The sequence below is a fragment of the Mycobacterium sp. 1245801.1 genome (genome assembly GCF_001673055.1).
GTDB classification, from domain to species: domain Bacteria; phylum Actinomycetota; class Actinomycetes; order Mycobacteriales; family Mycobacteriaceae; genus Mycobacterium; species Mycobacterium europaeum_A.
The window spans coordinates 1-1,650 of record NZ_LZKY01000014.1 but is presented as its reverse complement, the minus strand read 5'-3'; the positions used below and the strand labels follow the sequence as shown (position 1 = coordinate 1,650).

Below are 1,650 nucleotides of genomic sequence, written 5' to 3'. Positions count from 1 at the left end.
TCCTGCCGTGCCGTCGGGCGCCGACAGCGGCTGAGCGATCAGCGGGGTGTCGGAGTCGGCCGGGCGGCGCACGTGGTGCGCGCCGAGGTGTGCGGTGCGCCGGTCGACCAGTCGGCGATGCCGCGCCGGATTCCCTGCAGCAGCGCGTCCCTTCCCGCCGGGGCCGTGTCGTTGCAGCTCGAGTGCAGGGTGCTGAATGGGCTGGGGTCGGCGCCGGCCGGCGCCGCCACCAGCACGGCCGGGCCCACCAGCATCGCCGCGCTGACCAGCACTCGGGTGATCACCCGGTCGGGACGACGCGAAGAGCGGGCGGTACCAAGCATGACGGTGTCAGCCTAGGACGGCGGCGCTGAGAGGGCGCTGAGAGCGCGCTGAGCTTGGTGTTCTCTGCGAGCACGCGGCCCTGCAGAATCAAGGGCGTGCGCACATTCGGTGGCCGGTCGGCCCGGTGCCGCGGGCGGCTGCGTCCGCGGCACCTGCCGCACCTGGGCATCTCGGCCCGCTCGGCCAGATCGGACGTCGAGATGTCGGCCACCCTGGTCCGGATCGCGTCCACCGACTGCAGCGAGCGGCGCACCAGCCAGTAGGTCGCCCCCGCCACCACCGCGACAATCACCGGCGCGCTGCAGGCCAACAGGATCGCCAGGGCCCGCGCGGTCCCCTCGACCGCCTCGCTGCCCCCGCCCACCAGCACCGTGTAGACACCTGATCGGGTCGCGACTTTCTGGCCGCTGACCCGCATGTCGTCGCCGGCCACCGCGTCGTCGGGCAGGCCGCGACGCAGGTTGAAGTCGAACTGATCCGGCGAGACCAGCGGCGTTTTCGGCGCCGAGCCGGACCGCCTGACCACGGTGCCGTCCGGGCCGATCAACTGGGTCGCGACCACCCGCTGGTCGGTGTGCAGCAGCGCGTTGTCGAGGTCGTCGAACGAATCGGCCTGCAGCGCCTTGGTGATATCGCGGACCCGTTCGGCGGTGGCGTAATCGACGCCCGCCAGCAGCGACCGGTACAGGATCGCGTCCAGTCCCGCGCCGGCGATGGCCAGCGCACACAGCACAACAATCGCCGACACCGCGGCCGAGCGGGCCGAGATGCCCAGGTGCGGCAGGTGCCGCGGACGCAGCCGCCCGCGGCACCGGGCCGACCGGCCACCGAATGTGCGCACGCCCTTGATTCTGCAGGGCCGCGTGCTCGCAGAGAACACCAAGCTCAGCGCGCTCTCAGCGCCCTCTCAGCGCCGCCGTCCTAGGCTGACACCGTCATGCTTGGTACCGCCCGCTCTTCGCGTCGTCCCGACCGGGTGATCACCCGAGTGCTGGTCAGCGCGGCGATGCTGGTGGGCCCGGCCGTGCCGTCGGGCGCCGACAGCGGCTGAGCGATCAGCGGGGTGTCGGAGTCGGCCGGGCGGCGCACGTGGTGCGCGCCGAGGTGTGCGGTGCGCCGGTCGACCAGTCGGCGATGCCGCGCCGGATTCCCTGCAGCAGCGCGTCCCTTCCCGCCGGGGCCGTGTCGTTGCAGCTCGAGTGCAGGGTGCTGAATGGGCTGGGGTCGGCGCCGGCCGGCGCCGCCACCAGCACGGCCGGGCCCACCAGCATCGCCGCGCTGACCAGCACTCGGGTGATCACCCGGTCGGGACGACGCGAAGAGCGG

At 73.1% G+C, this 1,650-nt stretch carries 2 protein-coding genes and 1 pseudogene; all 3 read right to left on the bottom strand.

The genetic code is table 11. From position 1 onward, the window contains the following. Positions 1-38 precede the first annotated feature (38 nt). Positions 39-284 (bottom strand): hypothetical protein, encoded by a 246-nt coding sequence (locus A5622_RS00865; protein WP_232002802.1) that lies wholly within the window; start codon positions 282-284, stop codon positions 39-41. A gap of 203 nt (positions 285-487) precedes the next feature. Continuing rightward, positions 488-1,204 (bottom strand): annotated as a pseudogene (locus A5622_RS00860) (two-component sensor histidine kinase); the annotation flags it as partial. A gap of 175 nt (positions 1,205-1,379) precedes the next feature. Continuing rightward, positions 1,380-1,650 (bottom strand): hypothetical protein (locus A5622_RS29455; protein ID WP_232002798.1); only part of this gene is annotated, 271 nt, incomplete at its 5' end.